This is a genomic window from Mycobacterium simiae (genome assembly GCF_008370645.1).
GTDB classification, from domain to species: domain Bacteria; phylum Actinomycetota; class Actinomycetes; order Mycobacteriales; family Mycobacteriaceae; genus Mycobacterium; species Mycobacterium simiae_A.
In genome coordinates this window covers 17,212-42,129 of the sequence record NZ_VTZN01000027.1, presented here as the reverse complement: position 1 = coordinate 42,129, position 24,918 = coordinate 17,212, and the positions used below count along the sequence as shown (strand labels likewise).

The following is a 24,918-nucleotide window of genomic DNA, read 5'->3' as shown; positions in this document are numbered from 1 at the left end:
ATTCCCGCCGGCCAGGCCTACCCCACCGGATCCACCATTGCCGCCATTGCCGAATAACAGCCCGCCGGGGCCGCCGGCTTGCCCGGTCCCCGGAGCCCCGTTGGCACCATTGCCGATCAGCGGGCGCCCCAGCAACGCCTGGGCGGGCGCATTCACCAGGTTCAGGGCATTCTGCAGCGGCGAGGCGTTGGCAGCCTCGGCGCTGCCGTATAAGCCAGCACCTGCGGTCAAGGCCCGGACAAACTGGTCATGAAACATCGAGGCCTGCGCACTCACCGATTGATAAGCCTGGGCATGGACGCCGAACACCGCCGCGATGGCGGCTGACACCTCGTCGGCGGCCGCCGGGGCCAGCTCCGTCATCGAGGCCGCCGCAACATTGGCGGCGCTGATGGCCGACCCAATGCTGGTCAAATCGCTGGCAGCCGCGCTCACCATTTCCGGCACTAGGGACAAGTACGACATCGTAGGCACCTCGATCGCCGATACCGGACCAGTTGATCGCCGCCTTGACGCCTGCCGGGCTAGGGCTTGGGCCAACAGTAACGCGAACCGACCTGGCGTGGGGGGTTTCGACGACGCCTAGGTCAGCAATACGAAGTCGCTAGTCATGCGGTGACGTGCGTGGAGCCCATTGTCGGCAAGCCTGCTGCCCTGCCGAGTTGTTGGTGATTGCGCTAGTTTCGAGTTACTGCAGGCTAATTCGCAGCCGGATGACGTGCAGCTTCACCGGCAGGCTGAATGTGAGAGAGGCACGGCCGCGCCAGGCGGCGCGGCCGCCGAGATGGTTCCTACGGTACGAGGCGATATGAAAAGCTCTGTGGCAAGTTCTTCTTGGTGCTGCCCCCGGTAGCCAGGCCAACCACGTCGAGAATGCACTAGTCGGAGCGCACGACCTGCTCGCCCAGCTGCTCGCCGTCGCCCATCGAGTTTCCGGAAATCGGCTGCGGCGCCGAAAACCTCACAATTCGTGCCAACGTGCCCATCCGCGCTGTGTAAGCGCTCGGATCCGATCCTGGCCCGTTGGCGCTTGGTCGGGGGCAGCGAAAGCCAGTAAAAATAGCGGGAATTCACGTTCAACTGGAATTGATGATGCAGCGCCATCGTCGCCGACGAACTGAAAGCCGGAACCGCGGCGCTCGCGACGGCTTGGTCGCCCGGTTCATCAGACACAGTCACCACGGCTCGGTTAGTCTCGGCGATTCAATCCCGCGACTCCACCTCGGCTGGCTTCGACTGCACCGAGATCATTGCGCCACGCTGCGGCGGCTTCGGACGGCCCACCTACTGGCGCGCCACCTGCGCAGGCGTTTGTTATGCCCGACACGCCGTCAGCTTCGGTGTCACTGGTCAGCGGTCGGTGGTTCGCTTCGCCAACCGCTTGTGTGGCTGCGACAGCGCAGACCATTGTCGCTGCACCTGCCGTTCGGCTGTGGTGGCGATCATGCCCGAGGGTGCAAACAACTTCGATGGCATGGGCGAGTCCTCGGTCAGCGGCCTGCCGCTACCACGAATAGCTTTGTACGACATAAGTATTCCAGCGACGAACACAATAACGACGACCGCGGCGAAGACGATGGAGAGGGTGCCCTGAATGAACGTGTTTCTGATGACGTCGTCGAGCTGATCGGCATTGGCAGCCGAACCGAATGCCGTCTTGCCCGCTTGCCTGGCCGCTTGGTAGAGCGTGTGTTGGGTCCAATAGCCAACGGCGGGATCGGACGAGAAGATCTTCTGCCACGACGCGGTCAACGTGACTGCCAGATCCCACAGCAGCGGCGCACCCGGTATCCAAGCCCACCTCAGGTGGCCCTTCTTGATCACCACGACGGTGATCACCGTCAGGGAGATCCCCGCCAACAGCTGGTTGGCAATACCGTAGAGCGGAAACAGCGTGTTGATACCGCCCAGCGGATCGGTGACGCCGAGCAGCAAAGTGCTACCCCACGCGGCGACCACCACCAGGCTGCACAGCCACACGCCCGGGCGCCAGCTCGGATTCTGCAGCTTGCGCAGCGGCCCACCCAGATTGCTCAGCGCGTCGGAGACCAGAAAACGCGCGGCGCGGGTACCGGCGTCAAGAGTGGTCAGGATGAACAGCGCCTCGAACATGATGGCGAAGTGGTACCAGAACGCTTTGAGGTCCACGCCCGCCGACGCGCGGTGCAGAATTTCGGACATACCGAAGGCCAGCGTCGGGGCGCCGCCGGTGCGCGACACGATCGAGTGCTCGCCCACGCCGGCGGCGGCCTGGCTGATCTGATCCGCGGTCACCGGGGAGCCCGACAAACCGAGCCCGTTGACGTACTGCGCGGCGCTGGCCGCGGTGCCACCCGTCTGAGCGGCCGGGGCGTTGAGCACAAAGTACAGATGCTGGTCCAATATCGACGCCGTGATCAGCGCGATGACGGCCACGAAAGATTCGGTCATCATGCCGCCGTAGCCGATCAGGCGCATCTGGCCCTCCTTCTCCAGCATTTTCGGTGTCGTTCCCGACGAGATCAGACCGTGAAATCCGGACAACGCACCGCAGGCAATGGTGACGAAGAGGAAGGGGAACAGCGAACCGGCGAACACCGGCCCGTCGCCGGCCCCGGCGAACCGCGAGATCGCCGGGGCTGCCATAGCCGGTCGAACCGCGAAAACGCCGATGGCCAGCAACGCGATGGTGCCCACCTTCATAAACGTTGACAGGTAGTCGCGCGGCGCCAGCAGCAACCACACCGGCAGCACCGACGCGGCAAAACCATAGAGGATGAGCAGCCACGACAGGGTGACCGGCGACAAGCTGAACCAGCTTGCACCCCAAGATGTTTCGGCTACCCAACCGCCGGACACGACGGCGAGCAGCAGCAATCCGACCCCGATCACCGACACTTCCGCGACGCGGCCTGGCCGCAGGAACCGCAAGTAGCAGCCCATGAACAACGCGATGGGGATGGTCATGGCGATCGAAAACACGCCCCACGGGCTTTGCGCCAGGGCGCGCACCACCACCAACGCCAGCACCGCGATGACCATGGCGATGATGACCGGAACCCCGACCAAGGCGGCTACGCCGGCGGTGGCGCCCAGCTCGTCGCGAACCATCTGGCCCAGCGACCGGCCACGGCGCCGCGTCGAAATCCACAGCACCAGGTAGTCGTGCACACAGCCGCCAAACACCGCGCCGACCACGATCCACAGCGTGCTGGGCAAGTAGCCCATTTGGGTGGCCAACACCGGACCCACTAGCGGCCCCGCCCCGGCGATGGCGGCGAAATGGTGGCCGAACACCACCCGCCGATCGGTCGGCACATAGTCCATACCGTCGTCGAGGTACTCGGCCGGGGTGGCATGATCATCGCGCGGCGCGACGATCCTCGCTTCGATCAACCGTGCGTAGAAGCGGAAGGCGACGATGTAGGTGCAGCTCGCTGCGACCACCAGCCAGACAGCGTTGACCGTTTCGCCGCGTGCGAACGCGACAATCGCCCAGGCTAACGCTCCAAGAATGGCGATGACAGCGAAAAAGATCTTGTGTTTCAGGGTGATCGGGGAGCGGTCGATGATGGCGACAGGCGGCAGGTGCGCATCGGTGCGGATATAGCAGACGTCACCGGAGCATTCCTCGATCCGGTCTGGCCGGGTCGGCTGGGCCAACGGCTCCTCCCTCAATGGCGTTTGTCCTTGGTGATCTTGCACCACGACAGTGATGTGCGCAGCCCAACTAAGGGCCTACCGTTATCTGATGCCGTTATGGCGATGGCGCGACTACAACGCTGACCTGGACCAAGCGATTCAGGTGTGGGACCAACATCGGACACCCGGGTCGCCGGAGCCGGTGTTCACCGTCGCCGAGGTGATGGCGGCGGCTCGCGCCGGCCCGCCTGCAGTGGTTGCCAAGGTCGCTCTAGGGAGCGGCACGGCCGTCGCGCGCACCGAAGGCGAGCCGGCGCAAAACCGGTCTTCCCAAGGGGAATCGCCAGGCTCTAACTGCCTGAGAGTGAATCTGGCGACGCCGCGCAACGGGCGTGTCGCGTCGCAGAATTCACAGTCGCGGGTGCGTCAGTACAGCGCACGCACGGCGTCGATGGTGTCGGCTTCGGCCGGGCCCTTGTCGTCGCGGTAACGCAGCACGCGGGCAAATCGCAGCGCCACGCCGCCGGGATATCGCGACGACGCCTGTACCCCGTCGATCGCCACCTCAACGACCTGCTCGGGACGCAGCTGGACCACGTACCCATCCGTGCCGCCGATGGCGAGCTCGGTGAACCGGACGGTCTGCCAGTCCAGCATGGCGTCGGTCATGCCCTTGAACGTCTTGCCCACCATGACGTATTCACCACTGGCCGGATCGCGGGCGCCCAGGTGGATATTGGACAGCTTCCCGCGACGCCGCCCCGAACCCCACTCGACCGCCAGCACCACCAGATCCAGCGTGTGCACCGGCTTCACCTTGAGCCATCCAGCGCCCCGGCGGCCCGCCTGGTACGGCGCGCCCGGCGCTTTGGCCATCACGCCCTCGTGGCCGGCGGCCAGCGTTGCGTCCAGGAAGGCGGCCGCGGCAGCCGCATCGGAGGTCATCAGCCGGTGGACGCGATGCCGGGCGGGCACCAGGGCATCAAGGATGGCCAGCCGCTCGGTGGTGGGCGCGTCCAGCAGGTCTGCGCCGTCGCGATGCAAGATGTCGAAGAAAAACACCGAGAGCGGCCGTGCGGCGTGGGCCCCCGCCACGTCGACCGATCGGCCAAACCGTGACGCGGTGACCTGGAAGCGATGCGGACGGTTGTCGGGTCGCAACGCGATTGCCTCGCCGTCGGCGATGAGCTGGGTTACCGGCAGTGCCAGCGTGGCCTGTACTACCTCGGGCAGCCGGGCGGTGACGTCGTCGAGACTGCGGGTGTAGACGCTGACGTGGTCGCCGGCGCGATGAACCTGTACCCGGGCGCCATCCAGCTTCGCTTCGAAAATGGTTGTGCCGGCGTGCCGTTGCAGCGCGTCTGGCACGCTGGTCGCGGTTTGCGCCAACATGGGCCCGACTGGTCTGCCCACGTGCAGGCTAAACGCGTCCAGTGCCGCCGCTCCGCCGGATAGAGCGGCGGCGGCCACCGCCGGAAGGTCCCCAGCCAGCATCGCGGCGCGCTGCACCGCGGCGGTGGGGATGCCGGCGGCCTTGGCGACAGCGTCGGCCATGACCCCGGCGAGGGCTCCTTGGCGCAGTTCACCGCCCAACAGCCTGACCAAGAAGGTCTGCTCGGATTCGGTTGCGGCGCTGAATAGTTCGGCGATTAGCTGCGCGCGCCTAGCCTGGGAGCCGCTGCCCGATACGGCGCCGATTTTCGTGAAGGCGGCGTCCACTCCGGCCACGGTCAACGATGCGTGCGGCGCGGGCGGTGGTAGCGATCGCAAAGAGGCCCAGCCGACCCCAATTTGGCGCTGGCGCAGATCACCGGAGAGCCACGCCACGATGATCGCGACCAGCTGCGGCTCGGGCGCCGCTCGGCGCAGCAGCTCGGCAATGCGCCCGACCTTGCTGAGTCGCGACGATGTGCCCCCTACGTCGAGCGAGGTGGCGGCTACGTCGCGAAGGAGCACGGTTCAGCTTGGCATGGCTCGCTGACAAGCCTCCCGTGGGCGCGCTAGCGTGCCTAACCAAAGAAACAAGGAGGTCCGGATGGAGATCAGCGGCAAGAAGGTCGTCGTCATCGGCGGCGCGTCGGGAATGGGTCGAGCCACCGCCGAGTTGCTGTCCGCACGCGGCGCCCAGGTCGCCGTGCTCGACCGCGAAAATTCCGATGGCAAGGCAGTTGCCGGGGGCCTCGGCGGTGCGTTCTACCCGGTCGACGTCACCGATTTCACCGGCACCGAACAGACACTGCAGGCCGCGGTCGACCATCTCGGCGGCCTGCACGTCGCAGTGACCACCGCCGGCGGTGGCATCGCCAAGCGGACCCTGACCAAGTCCGGCCCACACGACCTCGAATCCTTCCAATCCGTGCTCGATCTCAACGTCATCGCCACCTTCAACATCAGCCGACTGGCCGCCGCGCACATGGCCAAGAACGAGCCCGAAGATGAAGAGCGCGGCGTCATCATCAACACGTCCTCTATCGCCGCCTTCGAGGGCCAGATTGGCCAGGTCGCCTACACCGCCGCCAAGGCCGCGATCGCCGGCATGTGCCTGACCATGGCGCGTGACCTCGGGTCGATGGGAATCCGGGTGCTGGCCATTGCCCCGAGCCTGTTCCTGACTGGGCTGACCGCCATGGTTCCCGACGAGATGGCGGCGAAGCTGGTTAAAGACGCGGCTTTCCCCAAGCGGATGGGCCGGCCCATCGAGTACGCGAAACTAGCGGCGGCCATCGTGGACAACCCGATGCTCAACGGACAATGCATCCGGCTGGACGCCGGGCAGCGGTTCGCGCCCAAGTAGCCCGCATTGAGTACACTCTTTAGAAAATCAGCAGGACCCGCGAGGAGGGCCTGAATGGGTATCGCACTCACCGACGACCATCGCGAGCTCGCCGAGGTAGCCCGCGGGTTCCTAACCGCGCAGAAGGCGCGCTGGGCGGCGCGGTCACTGCTTGATGCGGCCGAGGAACAGCGACCACCGTTTTGGCCGCAGTTGGTCGAGCTCGGCTGGCTGGGTCTGCACATCGACGAAAAGCACGGTGGATCTGGTTACGGCTTACCCGAACTGGTGGTGGTGATCGAAGAACTCGGCCGCGCTGTAGCGCCGGGACCTTTCGTGCCGACCGTGATCGCTTCGGCGGTGATCGCCAAAGACGGTACTGCCGAACAGCAAGCGCGGCTGCTGCCGGGGTTGATCGACGGAACCGTCACCGCGGGTGTAGGTGTCGATAGCCGAGTACAGGTCAACGAAGGCGTCGCTGACGGCGAGGCCGGGATCGTGCTGGGCGCCGGACTAGCCGAGCTGCTATTGGTCACCGCGGGTGACGACGTGCTGATGCTCGACTGCAGCCGCGACGGTGTATCGGCGCAGGTGCCGGAAAACTTTGATCCGACCCGGCGTTCCGGGCGCGTTCGCCTGACCCAGGTAAGAGTGACCGCCGATGACATTCTTGCTGGCGCGCGCGAATCGCTGTTGGCCCGGGCCCGGACGTTGTTGGCTGCCGAGGCGGTCGGCGGCGCGGCTGACTGCGTGGACGCCGCCGTCGGCTACGCCAAGGTACGTCAGCAGTTCGGCCGCACCATCGCGACTTTCCAAGCGGTAAAACACCATTGCGCGAACATGTTGGTGGCAGCAGAGTCGGGCATCGCCGCGGTGTGGGATGCCGCCCGCGCGGCGTCGGAGGATGAGGACCAGTTTCGCCTTGCCGCGGCGGTGGCGGCGGCGCTGGCGTTCCCGGCCTACGCACGCAATGCCGAACTCAACATTCAGGTGCACGGTGGCATCGGGTTCACCTGGGAGCATGATGCGCACCTGCATCTGCGGCGGGCGCTGGTGAGCGCCGCATTGCTTGGCGGCGACGCACCGGCCCGCGATATCTTCGAGGGCACCGCGGCCGGTGCTGCCCGCGCCAACAGCCTGGACCTGCCGCCCGAGGCCGAAGAACTACGCACCCAAATCCGCGCCGATGCTGCCGAATTCGCTGGGCTGGACAGAAAGGCGCAACTGGACAAGCTGATCGCCACCGGCTACGTGATGCCGCACTGGCCCACACCATGGGGGCGGGCCGCGGATGCGGTGGAGCAGTTGGTGATCGACGAGGAGTTCCGCAAGGCGGGCATCAGGCGCCCGGACTATTCGATCACCGGGTGGGTCATCCTGACTTTGATCCAGCACGGAACCCCTTGGCAAATTGAAAGGTTCGTGGAGAAGGCGCTGCGTCAGGAGGAGATCTGGTGCCAGCTGTTCTCCGAGCCGGAGGCCGGGTCGGATGCCGCCTCGGTCAAGACGCGCGCCACCCGCGTAGCGGGCGGTTGGAAGATCAACGGGCAGAAGGTGTGGACCAGTGGGGCGCAGTACTGCGCACGCGGGCTGGCCACCGTGCGCACCGATCCCGAAGCCCCCAAACACGCCGGTATCACCACGGTGATCATCGACATGAAGGGGCCCGGAGTTGAGGTGCGGCCGCTGCGGCAGATCACCGGCGGCTCGGAATTCAACGAAGTGTTCTTCAACGACGTGTTCGTCCCGGATGAGGACGTTGTCGGCGCGCCGAACTCCGGGTGGACGGTCGCGCGGGCAACGCTGGGCAACGAGCGAGTCAGTATCGGCGGCAGTGGGTCGTTCTATGAGGGGCTGGCTGCCAAACTGGTGCAACTGGCACAGCGCGAGGTAAATCGGTTGGCAGGAGCCGAGATCCGGGTTGGGACTTTCCTGGCCGAGGATCACGCGCTGCGGCTGCTGAATCTGCGTCGCGCGGCGCGCAGCGTCGAAGGTGCCGGCCCGGGACCGGAAGGCAATGTCACCAAGCTCAAGCTGGCCGAGCACATGATCGAAGGCGCTGCCATCTCGGCGGCGCTATTGGGACCCGAGATCGCGCTGGTGGATGGGCCTGGCTCGGTGGTCGGCCGGATGGTGATGGGTGCTCGCGGCATGGCGATCGCCGGCGGTACCTCGGAGGTCACCCGAAACCAAATTGCCGAGCGTATTCTCGGCATGCCGCGCGACCCGCTGATCAACTAGTGGGGCGAGGTGGCGCGAGCAGAAAGGCAACTCAACCATGAACGCTGTGCCTCGGGAGCCCGCCCCTGCCGACCGAGGATACGAAAGCAAGCACCGCGCGATGTGGGCGCTGGGCGACTATCCGACAGTTGCGGCTGAACTCGTCGCATCGCTGGGCCCAATCCTGCTGTCCGCCACTGGTGTCGGCGCAGGTGATCGCGTTCTCGATGTCGCTGCCGGAACCGGCAACGCGGCGATACCGGCCGCGTTGGCCGGCGCCGACGTCATTGCCAGCGATCTGTGCCCGCAGCTGCTGGATCGCGGCCGGGAACTCGCCCAAACCCGTGGTGCCAGCCTGCGATGGGTGGAGGCCAATGCCGAGGCCCTGCCGTTTGACAGTGACGAGTTCGACGCCGTGCTGTCTTGCCTGGGCGTAATGTTCGCGCCCTACCATCAGCGCTGCGCCGACGAGCTGGTTCGAGTCTGTCGACCCAGCGGGGTTATCGGGTTGATCGCCTGGACTCCGGAGGGTTTCATCGGCCAGATGTTTGCGGCCATGAAGCCATACCTGGCCGCGCCGCTGCCCGGCGCCCAACCGGCGCCGCTATGGGGCAACGAAGAACACGTCCGGCATTTGCTGGGGGATCGTGTCAGCGACTTCAGCGCCCAGCGCCACACGCTGCGGGTGGACCAGTTCGCCGACGGGGCAGCCTTCCGCGACTACTTCAAGGCGCATTATGGACCGACGGTTGCGGCGTACCGGGGAATAGCGGACAAACCGGACCGGGTCGCGGAACTGGATGCGTCGCTGGCCGGCCTCGGCGACCGCCACTTGGCCACGGCGTCGGCAATGGAGTGGCAGTACCTATTGGTCACCGCCCGCAAGCGGTGACCACCGCACGGCCGGAGCGAACAACGCGGCGCCGCCGCTGCCTTTTTCCGTCCGGATGGCGACGGGTATTCCGGATGTCACCGAATCCGGTTCGCAGTCAACGATGTTGGCGGCTAGCCGAAGCCCGGGCTGTTCGCTCAGCTCCACTCGGGCAATCACACAGAGCGTTGGGGGTGGTGTGGGTGGTGACCGTGTAAGTGAACACCGTACCCTGCCCGGACACCGCCGGGCTATCAGCTGTCTGCCGCAGTTGTGACATGCGCCGGTCGCTGGATGCACCCCGCGGGCGCACCGGTCGTGCTCGATGGGCAGCGGCGATGTCGGCTCGACGAACACCATCAATACAGTACACTCTATTAATTCGTGGCGACCTTGGCCTGGCGGACGGTGCATATGGAGTACTTCGAAAGAGGGGCGATCCTGGATGGCATCACCGATTTGGTTGCTGCTCATGCCTATTCGGCGGCGAATTGGCTAGCACTGAACTGTCGTCGCCATATGGAGCTGTACGGAGCCACCAAGGAACAGCTCGGCTGGGTAGCCCTCAGCGCCCGGCGCGATGCGGCGCTGAATTCCGGGGCTGTTTATCGTGACCCGATGACAATGGCCGACTATCTGGGTGCGCGGCCGGTGTCGACGCTGTTCGGGTTGCTGGATTGTGATGTCCCGATAGACGGTTCGATCGCGGTGCTGGTCTCCGGTGCGGCGTATGCCCGCGACTGTCTGCACCGCGCCGTGGCGATCGGGGGCTCCGCGGGCGCCGGCGGCTGGTTCCATCGCGACGATAACCACAAGATTGCGCTATCGGACGCCGCGACCCAGATGTGGTACCGCCCGCAGCTGAGCCCAGCCAATCTCGACGTCGCGCAGTTGTACCACGGGTTTGCGTTTCTGACCATCGCCTGGTTAGCGGCCCCGGGCAGTTGCGCCGACGGTCAAGCCGGTCCGTTCGCGGAGGGCGGTGCGCGGATCGCTCGTGACGGCAAGCTGCCGTTGAACACCTGCAGGGGCCAACTTTCGGCCGGGCGCAGGCACGGCTACTGGGCGCTGCAGGAAGGGTGTCTGCAGTTGCGCGGTGAGGCAGGGGGAGCGACAGCTATCCCAGCGGCCGGAGGTCGGGGTGGGGGTTGAGGTCGCTCAGTTGAGCGTTCAGCCGGACGCGGTCGGTACCGATAAGCGAGCCGCAAAAATTGCCCGGTGCATCGAGGCCGACATAGTCCGTCGCGGCTGGCCCGTCGGACACTCGCTCGGGTCCGAAAGCGCTCTGCAACAACAATATGGAGTCAGTCGGTCGGTGCTGCGGGAAGCTGTCCGGCTGGTCGAGCACCATCAGGTTGCCCGGATGCGCCGCGGACCCAACGGCGGGCTGTTCATCTGCGCACCCGATGCCGGGCCTGCGACTCGCGCGGTCGTCATCTACTTGGAGTACGTGGGCACCACCCTCGATGACCTACTCCACGCGCGGCTGGTGCTCGAGCCGCTAGCGGCCGCGCTGGCCGCCGAGCACATCGACGAGGCCGGAATCGACCGGCTGCGAGCGGTGTTGAGCGCCGAAGAGCAGAGAAAGCCCGGTTTAACCGACGCGCGCGACGAATTCCACGTCACGCTCGCGCAGCAGTCGAAAAACCCTGTCCTTCAACTGTTTATTGAAGTATCGATGAGGTTGACCCGGCGATACGCGCTGGCCTCGCGGACCGACTCGGCGATCGAGGCGAAGGAGGCGGTCGACCAGATGCACAGCGACCATTGCGAGATCGTCTCCGCAGTCACCGCCGGTGATTCAGCGCGGGCCAAGGCGCTGAGTGAACAACACGTGCAAGCTGTGACCTCCTGGCTGCAGCAACACCAGCGCGCTGACAGGTCACGGCCTACGCGCAACACACCGCGAGTGGACCCCGAGGCGCCTCGCGCCAAGCTTGCCGAGGCATTGGCCGCCACGATCGGCGACGACATCGGCACCAGCGGGTGGCCGGTCGGTTCGGTTTTCGGGACCGAGACGGCGCTACTAGAACGTTACCGGGTGAGCCGAGCAGTGCTCCGAGAAGCGGTGCGGCTGCTGGAATATCACGCGATCGCACACATGCGCCGAGGGCCCGGCGGTGGGCTGGTCGTCACCCAACCGCACGCGCAGGCCAGCATCGAGACCATTGCGCTGTACCTGCAGTACCGCAGACCCAGTCGCGAAGACCTACGGTGTGTGCGGGATGTCATCGAAATTGCCAACGTAAACAAAGTCGTGGAGCTACGCCGCCGCCCCCAGGTGGCCGCCATGCTGACTACGCTGGGCCCATTGAGTGACTGCGCCGTTGACCAAGCAACAATCGACGTGCGTACGGCCGCAGTCGAGGAATATCGGTTCCATGTCGGGCTGGCTCACTTGGGAGGCAATAGGCTGCTGGACCTGTTTCTCCGGATAATCATCGAGCTGTTTCGCCGCCATGGGTCCAGCAGCAGGCAGAAGCCGCCAGCCCGGAGCGACCTCGTCTCCGTCCAACGCGCTCACCGGCGGATTCTCGAAGCCATCCACGCTGGCGACGACAGCCTGGCCTGTTATCGCATCCGCCGTCATCTCGATGCCGCCGCCTCCCGGTGGTGGTAGCACATCCACGACTAACGAACGCCTTTGGCGGGCATCCGGGTATCCGTGTCTCCAAGCCAGAGCCCGGCCCAGCAGCGCGGCGTTGACCGCAAGCCCGGAGACCGAGCACGCAGCTTCGTCCGTCCGCGCCGCCGTACCACTCCCAGCAGGAGTATCTGAACTTCGTGGCTCGCTTCGTGGCCGATCGGCTGGTCAGGGGCCGAGTTACCGGCGCAGCTCCTGCTCTGGGCTGGGCACCGGGGTCAGTGTGGACGAACATCCGACCGCGAACACTGCGAATGCAGCGAACAGTGCGGCCGCCAACAACCGGAATGTCTTCCTCTTTGCCCTCATGGGTTTACCTTTCCTTGCTCGCGCAGACGCGTCCTAGGCTTGCAACGAACATTGTCTGCTGATGTTATCTGGGTCACCGCGGACAAGGTGCGCTTTTGCTGCATTCGTGGAAAATGCATACCGCCGGGTGTGGTGCTCGTCCACAGAACCGACGATGACCACCAATCCGGTTCTGCTAGACCGGTTTTCAGATAGGGCTCAGGCCGGCCGCAGAGGCTGACGCGGTCGTTCGAACGATCTGGTGGCTATTGGACAGCGCCGGACACGTAATGATCGACGGCCGGTTGCTTACCCCGATTGGCGGCCTAGCCGACGCTCTCGGGTACGACCGACGGGACAGACGGGGTATGTGACGTAGCGCAGCCCGCCGACGCCACCGCTAATGCCGCGGCCAGCACCACGACCACCGTCCGGACTGCTTGCATTCCTTTGCTGGTTTTGTTCGCACTCATCGACCGCGCCTTTCGTTTGCTAGACGATCCGTTGTCTGGGATTGCCGCCGCCACCAGATGCTATCGCCGTCGGTTAGTGCGGGGAGCCGTTTTTGAGCCATTCTGGCGCGGTCTATTTTTTTCCGACACCCCTCGTACTCGGCGATGCCGAGATGGACATCGACGAGATGACGGATGCGCTGACGCTACGTTGTTCCGTATTCACCTGTGCCGCTAGGCTTTTTGTATAGGAAAGCCAGCGGTAGGAAGGTCAAGCTGACCAATGCGACCGCCACCAGAAAGGCCGCGCTGTAGGCGTAGGAAAGATCGTTCTGGGAAAGGTGCTGGTCCGGTCGGTCAAGCCGGCTAGTCAGGATCACCGACATGAGCGCGGTTCCCACCGCGGCCGCCACCTGCTGATTGACTTTGATCAGCGTCGAACCTCTTGCCATTTGATGCGGGGCAAGGGTCTGCATTGCCACTGCGACTAGCGGCATCCTGGTACTGCCCATGCCCAGCCCCACCATGGTCAAACCGGTCAACAGCATCGGCAGCGACTCGCGCTGGCTGGCAACACCGTAGGCGAAGACGCCCATGCCCGCGACGATCAGCGTGACGCCCAGGACAAGAACCCCGCGCGCGCCACGTCGATCCATCACGGTGCCCGCCAACGGCACCGTTATCGCGGCGCCGATTCCGCGGGGGACCACGCTCATCCCGGCTTGTAACGGAGTCTGGTTAAGCAGCTGTTGAAAGTAGCTGGGAAACAGCACCCCGGCGCCGAAAGTTGAGACGATGTAAAGGAACATGGCCGCGTTGGTGAGGGTAAACGCACGGTTGGTCAATAAGCGCAGATCGATGAGAGGCTTGCCGGACCGGTAAAGGGCATGAAATACGAACCCGACGATCAACGCCATACCAATTGCCACCGGTATCCCTACGTGGCTATCAGTCACGCTGCCGCGGCTGGGGATTTCGGACATCCCGTACAGCAGTATCGGCAGGCCCGGAGACAGCAGCAGCATCCCGATGGCGTCGAAGGGTTCCGAGGGTGCCGAGTCGTCGTGCGGCAACACGATCGCGGCCAGGGCAATTGCGGCCACTCCGACCGGCAGGTTGATCCAGAAGATCCACTGCCAGCTGTAGCTGTCGATGAGCCATCCGCCCAGCACCGGGCCGAAAGCCGGGGCGAGCACAACCGGGATGCCCAGCACGGCCATCACGCGACCGACCCGCCTAGGACCTGCCTCGCGGTTCACGATGGTGAGGGTCAGCGTGGTGAGCATGCCACCGCCGATGCCTTGCACCACCCGCGCGGCGATCAGCATGGTGATATCAGGGGCTATCGCGCACAACAGCGAGCCCAGTGTGAAGGTGACGACGGAGCCAATGAAGACTCGTCGGGTGCCGAATCGGTCGGCTGCCCAACCCGACAGCGGGATCACGGCGGCCAACGCGAGCGTGTAGCCGGTGATCGTCCAGGCGACGACGGCCTGGGTCGAGTCGAAGGTGGCGACGAACGTGCGTAACGCAACGGTGACAACGGTGGTGTCCAAGAGATTCATGAATGAGCCCGCGACGCACACTGCGGCGATCCACCACAGCCTGGCGTCGAGCTTGGCCGGATGGCTGCGGTGGATTTGGTCCGCGGGATATGAGGGCACAGCGGGTCGTCGCGCCCCCGGGCGCCCTATCACGGTAAGCCACTCGGGGGATGAAAAGGCGCCAGCTTTTCCACGGCGTTCAGAGCCGCCGCAATTCTTTCTTCCCAACCGCCGCTGAGCACAACGAATCGTCGTCCCAGGCTGCGCAGCGCGCGCTCGCAGCGGCCAAAAAAGTCATCGCCGCGGCTGAGTGGATAACGCGCCCCAGCCGGGTCCGAGGACGCATCAGGCGTGGTGAGCAGCGTGAGATGGTAGCGGCGCCGGGCTGATTGGCGGAGTTCCGGCGGGCAGCTCCCCAGCAGCGCCTCGGCCCGCACGGCAGTGGCCAGCGGATCGGTATCACAGATCAGCACGCGGTCGGCGTCGCGAGCCAAGGCTTCCTCCGAAGCGATCTGCCCGCGAACGATTTCGGCCCAATCCAGGCCCGCGGGCCCGCCGCCAGCTACCGCTTCTGGTGCCGTTGACCACTGCGGAACCCACTTCGTTCCGAGTTTTCCCGCAAGCGTCCTGGCGAGAGCGCTCTTCTCGGTGAACTCAGGTCCGAGGATGCTGACCCGTTTCACGAAGGCGGGCCGCACGCAGCGCGGGATGTGTTGCCAGTGCGCAAAAGGGTCCGCGCGGATGCGCGTTGCGCTGACCGGAACGACCGCGCGACCCTGATCGACCGAGATGAAACGCGCTCCGAGGATTTCGGCGAAGTTCGCGCCGTACGACTCAGAGGCGAAGACGAAATCCGGACGCCTCGGAAGGACTTCTTGCAGCCTCGCCTTCCATGTTTGCCAGGATGGCGGCTGCTTCGAGGGGTAGTGGGGGTTCTCGATTTCGAGCCGGATCACGCGATCGAAGGGGAACAGCTCCCGCATCCAGGCCAAGCGTTGGGTGCCCGAAATCGGGTCTTTGGCCTGTACCGAGATGATGATCGTCAGATCATCCACCCATCGGCGCGCGAACTCGCAGAGGTAGATGTGTCCGGCATGGGGTGGCACGAACCTCCCGAGCACCATTCCGTGCGTCACCAGGGCGCCCCCACACCGGTGACGGAGTCGGCGCTCAGCGGGTCGGGGTGACCGATCTGCGTCTCGGAGCCGGTGCATCCGCCATCGCCAAACTCGCGCTCGGCGCGCATTGGATGCCGACCCAGACGATGCACGAAATCTGTGTAACATCCGCCTGCGTCCCTAGTCCAAATAGATCGCTCACTGGATGCAAATTTCCGCAATTTCGCTTACACCTCTCCGGTGCCGCTGGCCTGGCAGCGGATGATGCGCGTAGGTGCGGCAGGGCTGAGCCGGTCACCCGGCCACTGAGGCGGGGTTGACCAACCGGACGATGTCGCCTGCCAGGTCATGCGTTGGATGCGCTGGCGTTAGCCGTGCCGCTCGGCGATGGTCGCGGGCGACGTTGGCGTGGCCGTAGTGCAGGAGCCAGCCAATGACGGCCTTGTTGCGATTGCCAGTCCTTGGGCCCCGCCGGCTACGTTAGTCCAGACATCCCGTTCTGGCCCAGCAACAGCCCTCCGGCGCCTCCCGCGCCGACGCTGCCCAGCAGCACGCCGGTACCGGCGTTGCCGCCGTTACCGCCGTTGCCGATCAGCCGGGCATCGCCGCCCTTACCGCCGTTGCCACCGGTACCAGTAGGCCCTGTTGCGGTGGATACCCCTCCGGCCCCGCCGTTACCGCCGCTACCGATCAGCCCGGCCTTACCGCCCTCCCCGCCGGACCCGCCATCGCCGTCTGTGCCGAACAGCCCGGCGCCGCCGCCGGCACCGCCGGCCCCGCCGTCCCCGTAGAGCAAGCCGGCGTCGCCGCCCGCTCCGCCGGACCCGCCACTGGTGCGGTCGCCGAGCCCGCCGGTGCCGCCGGCCCCACCGCCGCCGAAGAGCAGGCCGGCGCGGCCGCCGGCCCCGCCGACCCCGCCCGTGCCGAAGAGGAGGCCGGGGTTGCCGCCGGCCCCGCCGGATCCGCCGGCTCCACCGTTGCCAGCAAATATCCCGGCGTCGCCGCCGGCTCCACCGGCTCCGCCGTTGGTGGCGCTGTTTCCACCAGCGCCGCCGGTGCCGCCAGAGCCGAACAAGAGGCCGCCGGCCCCGCCTTTCCCGCCGTCTCCGCCGATAGTGTCGGCGGATCCGGCGGTGCCGCCATCCCCGCCATTGCCAATCAGTCCGGCGTTGCCGCCGGCTCCGCCGGCACCCCCGGTTCCGCTGATGCTGCTGAGTCCACCCGCGCCGCCGGCGCCGCCGGACCCGAACAGTCCACCGCTGCCGCCGGCCCCGCCGGCGCCCGCGGTGCCGAACGACCCACTGGACCCGCCCACTCCGCCAGCTCCGCCGGCGCCGAATACCATTCCGCCGTTGCCGCCGTCGCCGCCGGCCCCGCCCGCGACCTGGCTGAATCCGCCATTGCCGCCGTTGCCGCCGGCCCCGAACAGCCCGCCCATACCGCCGCTCCCTCCCGCCCCGCCGCCGGTGGAGGCGAACCCGCCGGAGCCACCGGCGCCGCCGGCGCCGAACAGCATGCCGTTGCCGCCGGCCCCTCCGGCACCGCCGACCTTCCCGGCCGGTGCATCCCCGCCTGCGCCGCCCGCCCCTCCCGTGCCGAACAGCCCGGCCGTCCCGCCTTTGCCGCCCGGCAAGCCCGGTGCGCCGGAACCGCCGGCCCCGCCGTTGCCGATCAAGATCCCGCCGGCGCCCCCGTCTGCCCCGGACCCGGGTGCGCCGTTAACGCCGTTGCCAATCAGCGGGCGCCCCAACAAGGCCTGGGCGGGCGCATTTACGGCGTTGAGCAACCCCTGTAGCGGTGAGGCGTTGGCCGCCTCAGCACTGGCGTACGCGTCCGCTCCCGCGGTCAAGGCCTGAACAAACTGGCTTTGGAACACCGCCGCCTGGGCGCTGAGCGCCTGATATGCCTGGGCATGCCGACTAAACAACGTCGCGATAGCCGCAGACACCTCATCGGCGCCGGCCGCAACCAGGCCCGTCGTGTCGACCGCAGCAGCCGCGTTAGCCGCGCTGAGTGACGAACCGATGCTCGCCAGATCTGTTGCCCCCAGCGCCATTAAGTTCGGCGTGGCGATCGTGTACGACATTTGCCACCTCCCACTGCCATTGCCGCAACTTCATGCCAACCCTGGGATCGCATGTTTACCGCCCGACAATCGGCAGGACCGTATCGTATCGCCCGCTCTGGGTAGGCGGTCCTGTTATTCCGAGAATCGAACGAAATGCGGCGACCCCGCCGCAACCCTGGATGGTGAGATTGCGTGAGGCATCGGGCGAGACGGCGGGTTATTCGGTGGCGCCGTCGTGGCACCCGCGCTGCGGGCAACTCCAAACAACCGGCATCGACTCTGAGAAGACATGGCGACGGTGCACCGCAGGCAATCCCGCGCACCTACGCGTGCGGCACGTCTGCGCGGTGACCGGAGGGTACCGTCGACAGCGCCGGGTGTGCTGCTGTTCAGCGACCGGCTGCCCCGCGGACTGCTCGGGTCACGGGGCGAATCAGAGGGGGCGCAGCATGATCGGCATGCCGTCCTTGGGCACCGGCATGCCACCGTAATCCCAGCGCGCATGGTAATCCGGCCGCGGCAGTTCCAGGCGGTACCGGCGCAGCAGCCGGTGCAGGATCGTCTTAATCTCCAATTGACCGAACACCATCCCGAGGCACTTGTGGGCGCCACCGCCGAAGGGCGTGAACCCGTAGCGGTGCCGCTTGTGTTCGTTGCGCGGCTCGGTGAACCGCTCCGGGTCGAAGGTCTTTGGGTCGGTCCAGATTTCGGGCAGCCGGTGATTCAGCCCGGGAAATGCGGTGACGTTGGTGCCCTTGGGCAGGTAGTAGCCCAACAGTTCGGTGTCGCGCACCGTCTGCCGCATCGCCCACTGCACGGGTGTCACCAACCGGATCGACTCGTTCATCACCAGCTCGAGCGACTCCAGTTTCTCCAACGATTCGATGTCCAGCGGTCCGTCACCGAGGCGGTCGGATTCGTCGCGACAGCGCTGCTGCCACTCCGGGTGGGCAGCCAGATGGTAGGCCATCGTCGTGGCCGTCGACGTCGACGTGTCATGGGCGGCCATCATCAAGAAGATCATGTGGTTGACGATGTCCTGGTCGGAGAACCGGTTACCGTCCTCGTCTTCGGTCTGGCACAACACCGTCAACAGGTCGTTGCCGTCCTTGCCGCGCTGTTCCTCGACCCGCTCCGCGAAATATTGCTCCAGTAGCTCGCGCGCCTTGAGCCCGCGCCACCAGGTGAACGGCGGCACGCTGGTGCGGATGATCGCGTTGCCGGCGCGGGTGGTGGTCGCGAACGCTCTGTTGACCTTGGTGACCAGCTCATGGTCGGTGCCGGGCTCGTGGCCCATGAACACCATCGAGGCGATGTTGAGAGTGAGTTCCTTCATCGCTGGGTAGAGCAGGAACCGCGCGTCGTTGGTTACCCAATCGTCGGCAATTACTTGGGACACCACCTGGTCCATGTGCTCGACGTAGCCGGCCAACCGGGACCGGACGAACGCCTCCTGCATGATCCGCCGGTGAAACATGTGCTCCTCAAAGTCCAGCAGCATGAGTCCGCGGCGGAAGAACGGCCCGATGACCGGGACCCAGCCCTGCTGCGAGTAGTCCTTGTTGCGGTTGGAGTAGAGGGATTGTGCGGCGTCCGGGCCCAGCGCGACGACGAACGGCAGGAATGGCGAGTCCCCGAAGATAATCGGACCCTTGGTGTGATAGAGGAACATCAGGTAGTCCGGGCCGCCGCGCAGCATCTCGATCATGTGGCCCACGATCGGCAGCCCCGCGTCACCAACGACCGGCTTGAGTCCACTACCCGGTGGTGGTTCGGCGAGCGTCTTCTGCGGAAATTGCGCGTTTAGTAGCCAACGCTCGACCAGTCCCATGCCAGGGAAGTTGTTGAACGACGGGGTCAACCGGCGTTGGGCTTGGTCGAGTAGGTAGGTCGGGGTGCTAATGGTCGCCCTGCTCGTGGACATAACGCTCCTTAACGGGTTGTGGCGGCCGTCACTAGAAACCATCCTCAGCCCGTATTTGACGGCTGTCAAGTTTCCTTTTTGCGCGGGTTGATGCAAGGTCAAGAGGTGAACAGCCACGCCCCCCACCAGGAGCAAGGTGCGCCGGCATTGCGGCGGCGTGGTGACAAGCACCGACAAGCGATCCTGCAGGCGGTGCGCGAACTGCTGCTGGAGAGACCGTTCGCGGAGCTGTCGGTTAGCGCGATCAGCAATCGAGCCGGGGTAGCCCGCTCCGGCTTTTATTTCTACTTCGATTCCAAATACGCAGTGCTGGCCCACATGCTGGCGGAGGCAGCCGAGGAACTCGAGGAACTCACTCAATACTTCGCCCCGCGTCAACAGGGCGAGTCGCCGCAGGAGTTCGCCAAGCGGATGGTCGGCAGCGCCGCCGCTGTCTACTCCCACAACGATCCGGTGATGACGGCCTGTAATGCGGCACGCCACACCGATATCGAGATCCGCAATATTCTTGACCAGCAATTCGAAGGGGTACTGCGGCAGATCGTGGGGGTGGTCGAGGCGGAAGTGCGAGCCGGGACCGCGCACCCGATCAGCGAGGACATTCCGACGTTGATCCGCACCTTGGCGGGCGCCACCGCGCTGGCACTGACCGGGGACCCGTTGCTCGTCGGCAATGACGGCGACCTGGAGCGTCGGATAAGTGTGCTGGAGCGGATGTGGCTCAGTGCGCTATGGGGCGGCTGCTCACTGAACGCCTGAGCCCCTGGTGGCAGCGAGCGATCTAGCTCCGTCGGTATCGTCACGGCCATGACAGACTTGGCATCCGGACGGTACTTCGCGGGAAAGCGGTGCTTCCTCACCGGCGCAGCCAGCGGCATTGGCCGCGCCACCGCGTTGCGGCTGGCCGCACAGGGTGCCGAGTTGTATCTGACTGACCGCAACGCGGACGGTCTGGAACTCACCGTGGCTGATGCCAGAGCGTTAGGTGCCCGAGTGCCCGCGCATCGCGCGCTCGATGTCGCCGACCACCACGACGTGGCCGTGTTTGCGGCTGATATCCACACTCAGCAGCCCAGCATGGACGTGGTAATGAACATCGCGGGTATCTCGGCCTGGGGCACCGTCGATCAGCTCACCCACGAGCACTGGAGCAATGTTGTCGCAGTCAACTTGATGGGTCCGATCCACGTCATCGAGACATTCATTCCGCCGATGATGGCGGCCGGTCGGGGCGGGCATCTGGTCAACGTGTCGTCGGCGGCCGGGCTGGTTGCGTTGCCGTGGCATGCGGCCTACAGCGCAAGCAAGTACGGCTTGCGTGGGCTTTCTGAGGTGCTCCGTTTCGACTTGGCGCGGCACCGCATCGGCGTGTCGGTGGTGGTGCCGGGCGCGGTGAAAACGCCTTTGGTCGAGACCATTCAGATTGCCGGCGTTGACCGCGATCATCCCCATGTCAGTGGTTGGGTGGATCGCTTTGCCAGGCACGCCGTGGCGCCGGAGAAGGCGGCCGAAAAAATTTTGGCCGGGGTGGCCAAGAACCGGTACTTGATCTACACGTCGCCGGATATCTGGGCACTGTACGCGTTCAAGCGATTCGCATGGTGGCCCTACAGCCAGGCGATGAGCCGGGTCAACGTGCTCTTCACGCGGGCGCTTCGGCCCAGCTCGATGCCCCGGTGACCTGATTACTGCCCGGTGCCGCTGAGGAACAACCCGGCGAGTTTGCTGCCGACATTGCCGATGCCGGAGACGAACGCGGCAGCTAGACCAGCCGTGCTGGTGTTGTACAAGCCCGTGACAATACTGCCGACGTTTCCCAAACCCGATGTCAGCTGGCCGATATTTTCGAATCCCGAGACAAATTTCCTGGCCTCGTTTGCAAATCCGGAAACCAAACTGCCAGAGTTGAAGAAGCCCGAGCCACCGCCGGTACCGCTGTTGAAGAATCCCGACGATGGGTTTGTAGTGGAATTGCCGAAGCCCGGCGCTGCCGGAATGTTGATGACCGGAATAGAAATGGGTCCGACCGTGTTGCGGATCGGAACATGCAAAGAGTTGGGGCCAACATCGAATTTCGAGTCGAAGGCGGCAATAAAAATCTCTGGAATCTTCACCGTGATGTCACCGCCGCCGATGGGGACTCTGATGACCGTATCAAGGTCATCAATTGGAATTCTAAGCACCAGATCGAGCGGGACCTTTATATCGAAATTGTCTACTCGGAGGCCTGAGACCGTCCCTGTAACTGGTATTTTCAGATCGACGCTCGCTGCCAGATCCAACGGTATTCCTGAAATGGTGAGACCATAGTTGAAGCCAAATTGACCCCGGTCGTTGGCGCGCCAAAAGGAGCCGTTGTTACCGTTGCCGGTGTTGAACGCGCCAGTGTTGAGATTGCCGCTCTTATACCATCCGGTGTTGCTGCTGCCAATGTTGTAGGATCCAGTATTTAGGCTGCCAGAATTGAAATCACCCGTGTTGAGCGATCCGGCGTTGAACGAGCCGGTATTGAGGTTGCCGGCATTGAATAGGCCGGTGTTGAAACCGCCGGTGTTTCCTATGCCGGTGTTGGTGCTGGCGGTATTGCCAATACCGGTGTTGTAGGTGCCTGTATTGCCGATGCCGAAGTTGCCGGTACCGGAGTTGAAGAAGCCGCTGTTTCCAGTGCCGGAGTTGAACAGCCCGGTATTTGCGGCTCCCGAGTTCAGGCCGCCGAAGCCCCATTGGTTGCTACCGTTGAGCCCGATCCCGATATTGCCGTTGCCCCCGAGCCCGCCGTTGCCGATGCCGATGTTGTGGTCGCCGGTGTTACCGAAGCCGATGTTGAACCTGCCGCTGTTGCCGAAGCCAAAGTTGCTGGCGCCGAGATTGCCGAAGCCAAAATTGCTTTTTCCCAGGTTTCCCTCCCCGAAGTTGAAGCTGCCGAGGTTCCCATTGCCGAAGTTGAGGTTCCCGACGTTCCCGCTGCCAAAGTTGAAGTCGCCCAAGTTGGCGCTGCCAAAGTTCAGCCCACCCAGGTTGGCGAAGCCCACGTTGAAAATGCTGGACAGGCCCGGTGGAAGAATTCCCGGGGGGGGCGGTGGCGGCGGCGATCGCGGCGCTGCCGCTTGCCGGTGCGCCGACGGGACTGGCGACGTTAACTATGGCGCTGCCCACCTGGCTCACCTGGGCGGCTCGGCCCTGCAACGGACGGGTGAATGGCGTCAGCGCGGAGGCGACCGCCGAAGCCGTGGAATGGTAGCCGAACATAGCGGAGACGTCCTGCGCCCACATCTGCTCGTATTGGGCCTCGGCGGCAGCGATTGCCGGAGCATTTTGACCGAAGAGGTTCGTCAACACCAGGCCCACCAGGTGCGAACGGTTCGCTGCCACAAAAGCAGGAGGTACCGTGGCGGCGCGAACGGCCTCGTAGAGGCCCGCCGCCACGGTGGCTTGGCCCGCGGCTTGTTCGGCTTGGGTGGCCGCCGACTGTAACCAGCCCACATAAGGCGGCGCCGCGGCCATCATGGCCGCCGCCGACGGGCCCCGCCATGCGCTCGACGCCAGGCCCGACGCCATGGACCCGAACGACGCCGCGGCCGAGCGTAGTTCGGCTGCCAGACCATCCCAGGCTGTCGCGGCCCGTAGCATCGGGCCGGTACCGGCCCCGGCGAATACTCGCGCCGAAATGATCCCCGGCGGTGCTAGCGAAAAATTCATCGCACTCGTCCTCTCCCGGCTGTCTTCACTCAGCAGCTGTGTCTGCCGGCCGGTTCTTGCCGGCCCGCTGCTGCGGCCGGCGCCTCCGTCCCACGACGGACACTCCTTGGTGATCGCCGGTTGGTGGCATGGTCTGTTCCGGTGAGCAGTCCGTTGCTGTCTCACTGTGGCGGGCGGCGATTCAGCAAGCGTTCACTAACTGTGAAATGTGCAGGTCGGAGCGCATGTTGCCGCGGCGTGACCGGCGTGGGCGCGGCGCACCCCAGCCGTCCGTCGACGCCGCCTGGCCTGATCGCGGAGTTTTGAGGGCTAGTACGTTGACGAAAGACAGGTAGGAAGGTGACGGCCCGCCCTGGTCTCATTCCCCGCACAGCTTGCGAGCCAGGCTTTCCCACGCGTCGCCCAAGGTTTGCCGAGTATGGCCGCAATCGTTGAGCTGACGCTCGACGTAGTCGACGTCAAGCAGAGCCAAGAGCGCGTCGGTTTGCACATCCAGATCGCCCGTCGTGTGCGCTGCCTGAAGCAGCATCCGTACGTGTGCGCGATGCGCCGAAGCCGCCCCGCCATAGCGGGTCCGTGGGTCGCGGTTGGCTTGTGTCAACAACTCGCGATGAGCGTGGACAAAGCAGATCCGCTCCCGACCGAACGCGATGAGCCGATCCAGCGGTGCTGCATCCGGGCCCAGCGGTGGCGGGCCGCAAAGAAATGCCTGCTGACAGGCGCGTTCGTCCTCGTCGAGTAGCACCATCATCAGGCCGGCCCGACTGCCGAACCGGCGAAATAGCGTGCCTTTTCCGACGCCAGCCGCGGTGGCGACGTCGTCCATGGTGAACCCATCGGCACCGCGCTTGGCGACTAGGCGGCGCGCTGCGTCGAGCAACAGCGCGCGATTGCGGGCCGCGTCGCCACGTTCCGGCTGGGCAATAGCATGCAGATCCTCCGACCGGTGGATACCGCTCATCGCTGCACTGTAACCCGGCGGGAATAAATCGGACCGTAGTCCGATTCGATCGTGCAACGATGTATTGCAACGTGAAGGGAACGAGACATGCCCGAGACGAAGTCTGAAGTCAAAGTTCTGGGGTTGGTGGGAAGCCTGCGCGCGGCGTCGATCAATCGCCAGATCGCCGAACTTGCGGCCGCGGTGGCATCCGATGGAATCAGCGTCTTCGTATACCACGGGTTGGGGGATTTGCCGTTCTACAACGACGACATCGATACGCCCGCCGCCGTACCGGGGTCGGTCATGGCATTGCGCGAGGCTGCCGACAACGCGGATGCGGCCCTGGTGGTCACGCCGGAATACAACGGCAGCATCCCGGCCGTCATCAAGAATGCGATCGACTGGCTGTCCCGTCCGTTCGGCGACGGAGCTTTGAAAGACAAGCCGCTGGCCGTTATCGGGGGATCGATGGGGCGATACGGCGGCGTATGGGCTCACGATGAGACCCGCAAGTCCTTCCGAATTGCGGGCGCTCGCGTGCTTGACGCGATCAAGCTGTCAGTGCCGTTCCAAACGTTGGACGGCAAGCCTCCCGCAGCCAACGCCGAACTCTCGTCGCACGTCCGCGACGTGCTCGGCAAGCTGGCGGCTGAGGTGCGCTGAGCCTGCGCCAAAACGCTCGGGCTTTGCTGGTCGGTGCCGGTCGCCGCATTGGCGCTAAGCGTGTCGGTAGTCGGTGGTATACCTCGCGGC

General features: G+C 65.2%; 18 protein-coding genes and 3 pseudogenes. 8 read left to right on the top strand and 13 right to left on the bottom strand.

Annotation, left to right across the window (positions count from 1 at the left end):
* From F0Q45_RS06995 to F0Q45_RS06980, 3 genes are all read right to left on the bottom strand, one after another.
* Positions 1–465 (bottom strand): PE family protein (locus F0Q45_RS06995; RefSeq protein WP_149653250.1); only part of this gene is annotated, 465 nt, incomplete at its 3' end.
* A gap of 885 nt (positions 466–1,350) precedes the next feature.
* Positions 1,351–3,642 (bottom strand): carbon starvation CstA family protein, encoded by a 2,292-nt coding sequence (locus tag F0Q45_RS06990; protein WP_149653249.1) that lies wholly within the window; start codon positions 3,640–3,642, stop codon positions 1,351–1,353.
* Between the two features lie 405 nt (positions 3,643–4,047).
* Positions 4,048–5,577, bottom strand: a complete 1,530-nt coding sequence (locus F0Q45_RS06980) for an ATP-dependent DNA ligase (RefSeq protein ID WP_149653248.1) — start codon at positions 5,575–5,577, stop codon at positions 4,048–4,050.
* Positions 5,578–5,656: 79 nt separating this feature from the next.
* Here F0Q45_RS06980 and F0Q45_RS06975 point away from each other — a divergent pair, with 79 nt between their 5' ends.
* From F0Q45_RS06975 to F0Q45_RS06965, 3 genes are read left to right on the top strand one after another with little or no spacing between them, the layout of a single operon-like run.
* A complete protein-coding gene (locus F0Q45_RS06975) occupies positions 5,657–6,415 on the top strand; it encodes an SDR family NAD(P)-dependent oxidoreductase (RefSeq protein WP_149653247.1) in 759 nt (252 codons plus the stop codon).
* Positions 6,416–6,469: 54 nt separating this feature from the next.
* A complete protein-coding gene (locus F0Q45_RS06970) occupies positions 6,470–8,635 on the top strand; it encodes an acyl-CoA dehydrogenase (RefSeq protein WP_149653246.1) in 2,166 nt (721 codons plus the stop codon).
* A 37-nt stretch (positions 8,636–8,672) separates the two neighbouring features.
* Positions 8,673–9,506 carry a class I SAM-dependent methyltransferase gene (locus F0Q45_RS06965; RefSeq protein WP_149653245.1) on the top strand — a complete coding sequence of 278 codons (834 nt, stop codon included), beginning with the start codon at positions 8,673–8,675 and terminating at the stop codon, positions 9,504–9,506.
* Here F0Q45_RS06965 and F0Q45_RS29080 read toward each other — a convergent pair.
* Positions 9,480–9,845, bottom strand: a pseudogene (locus F0Q45_RS29080) (OB-fold domain-containing protein). The gene F0Q45_RS06965 and the pseudogene F0Q45_RS29080 overlap by 27 nt on opposite strands.
* Before the next feature lie 81 nt (positions 9,846–9,926).
* Between F0Q45_RS29080 and F0Q45_RS06955 the strand changes: the two are divergent.
* Positions 9,927–10,629, top strand: a pseudogene (locus F0Q45_RS06955) (thiolase family protein); the annotation flags it as partial.
* 18 nt (positions 10,630–10,647) lie between these two features.
* A complete protein-coding gene (locus F0Q45_RS06950) occupies positions 10,648–12,105 on the top strand; it encodes a FadR/GntR family transcriptional regulator (protein WP_149653255.1) in 1,458 nt (485 codons plus the stop codon).
* A gap of 204 nt (positions 12,106–12,309) precedes the next feature.
* Here F0Q45_RS06950 and F0Q45_RS29075 read toward each other — a convergent pair whose 3' ends face one another.
* The 7 genes from F0Q45_RS29075 to F0Q45_RS06930 all read right to left on the bottom strand — a co-directional run bounded on the left by F0Q45_RS29075 (position 12,310) and on the right by F0Q45_RS06930 (position 19,523).
* Positions 12,310–12,438, bottom strand: a complete 129-nt coding sequence (locus tag F0Q45_RS29075) for a hypothetical protein (protein WP_262490899.1) — start codon at positions 12,436–12,438, stop codon at positions 12,310–12,312.
* 305 nt (positions 12,439–12,743) lie between these two features.
* Positions 12,744–12,890: a hypothetical protein gene (locus F0Q45_RS27545; protein ID WP_188112823.1), complete on the bottom strand. Its 147-nt coding sequence runs from the start codon at positions 12,888–12,890 to the stop codon at positions 12,744–12,746.
* A gap of 185 nt (positions 12,891–13,075) precedes the next feature.
* A complete protein-coding gene (locus F0Q45_RS06945; protein ID WP_262490898.1) occupies positions 13,076–14,533 on the bottom strand; it encodes a DHA2 family efflux MFS transporter permease subunit in 1,458 nt (485 codons plus the stop codon).
* Positions 14,534–14,562: 29 nt separating this feature from the next.
* Positions 14,563–15,549, bottom strand: a complete 987-nt coding sequence (locus tag F0Q45_RS06940; protein ID WP_149653244.1) for an AAA family ATPase — start codon at positions 15,547–15,549, stop codon at positions 14,563–14,565.
* On the bottom strand, positions 15,546–15,683 hold the full coding sequence (locus F0Q45_RS27540) for a hypothetical protein (RefSeq protein WP_188112821.1): 138 nt from the start codon (positions 15,681–15,683) through the stop codon (positions 15,546–15,548). Before F0Q45_RS27540 ends, F0Q45_RS06940 begins: the two co-directional genes overlap by 4 nt.
* A 323-nt stretch (positions 15,684–16,006) precedes the next feature.
* Positions 16,007–17,617, bottom strand: a complete 1,611-nt coding sequence (locus tag F0Q45_RS06935) for a PE family protein (RefSeq protein WP_149653243.1) — start codon at positions 17,615–17,617, stop codon at positions 16,007–16,009.
* Between the two features lie 415 nt (positions 17,618–18,032).
* Positions 18,033–19,523 carry a cytochrome P450 gene (locus tag F0Q45_RS06930; protein ID WP_149653242.1) on the bottom strand — a complete coding sequence of 497 codons (1,491 nt, stop codon included), beginning with the start codon at positions 19,521–19,523 and terminating at the stop codon, positions 18,033–18,035.
* Positions 19,524–19,613: 90 nt separating this feature from the next.
* Between F0Q45_RS06930 and F0Q45_RS06925 the strand changes: the two genes are divergently transcribed.
* The gene (locus F0Q45_RS06925) at positions 19,614–20,282 is read left to right on the top strand and encodes a TetR/AcrR family transcriptional regulator (protein ID WP_149653253.1); all 669 of its coding nucleotides are present in this window, start codon (positions 19,614–19,616) and stop codon (positions 20,280–20,282) included.
* Positions 20,283–20,330: 48 nt separating this feature from the next.
* Positions 20,331–21,203 carry an SDR family oxidoreductase gene (locus F0Q45_RS06920; RefSeq protein ID WP_149653241.1) on the top strand — a complete coding sequence of 291 codons (873 nt, stop codon included), beginning with the start codon at positions 20,331–20,333 and terminating at the stop codon, positions 21,201–21,203.
* 665 nt (positions 21,204–21,868) lie between these two features.
* Here the strand turns inward: F0Q45_RS06920 and F0Q45_RS30455 are convergent.
* Both F0Q45_RS30455 and F0Q45_RS06905 read right to left on the bottom strand, forming a co-directional pair.
* Positions 21,869–23,222, bottom strand: a pseudogene (locus F0Q45_RS30455) (PPE family protein); the annotation flags it as partial.
* 358 nt (positions 23,223–23,580) lie between these two features.
* Entirely contained in the window at positions 23,581–24,183 is a 603-nt protein-coding gene (locus F0Q45_RS06905; protein WP_149653238.1) for a TetR/AcrR family transcriptional regulator, read from the bottom strand.
* A gap of 87 nt (positions 24,184–24,270) precedes the next feature.
* On the opposite strand from F0Q45_RS06905, the gene F0Q45_RS06900 reads away from it, so the two are divergent.
* On the top strand, positions 24,271–24,828 hold the full coding sequence (locus F0Q45_RS06900) for an NAD(P)H-dependent oxidoreductase (protein ID WP_149653237.1): 558 nt from the start codon (positions 24,271–24,273) through the stop codon (positions 24,826–24,828).
* Positions 24,829–24,918: the final 90 nt, after the last annotated feature.